Origin of the sequence: Bacteroides caecigallinarum, from assembly GCF_021530995.1 — a bacterium.
Lineage (GTDB): Bacteria > Bacteroidota > Bacteroidia > Bacteroidales > Bacteroidaceae > Phocaeicola > Phocaeicola faecigallinarum.
The window spans coordinates 1-429 of record NZ_JADYTF010000301.1 but is presented as its reverse complement, the minus strand read 5'-3'; the positions used below and the strand labels follow the sequence as shown (position 1 = coordinate 429).

At 47.3% G+C, this 429-nt stretch carries 1 protein-coding gene; it reads left to right on the top strand.

Features of this window, described 5'->3' with window-relative positions; all coding sequences use genetic code 11:
• Window positions 1–28 precede the first annotated feature (28 nt).
• Window positions 29–274: a hypothetical protein gene (locus I6E24_RS16735; protein WP_235329837.1), complete on the top strand. Its 246-nt coding sequence runs from the start codon at window positions 29–31 to the stop codon at window positions 272–274.
• Window positions 275–429: the final 155 nt, after the last annotated feature.

The window sequence follows — 429 nt, the reverse complement described above, 5'->3', positions numbered from 1 at the left end:
GATGAAACGATGATGAACATATATCATTTTGGTTATCAGTTTATTATCCTGTCAACTCATCAATTCATCGGATTTTCATCCGCCAACAAGTCTGCGGGACAAACGGATGGAAGGAAATGCCACTATCCGCAAGCTGGTCGGTCGGACATCCGACCTGCCTGCTGTCCGACCAGCCGACAAGGGAAGGCGTATCATATCAATGAAAAGAAAAGAGCTGCCTATACAGCTGGTACTCTCACAGGCTTTTGAGAACAGAAAAGCCATAGCTCATTAGGGCATTTTCTTTACGCAGTGCAGGCACAGCTAAAAATGCCCCAATGAGCCAACGGGGTTACACCCCTCTGGACACCCCCGTTTGCCATGCGGCATGACCGCAGCAGACGGAAACCAACAAACCAAATTGTCAAACCTGAAAACAAAAAACAAGCA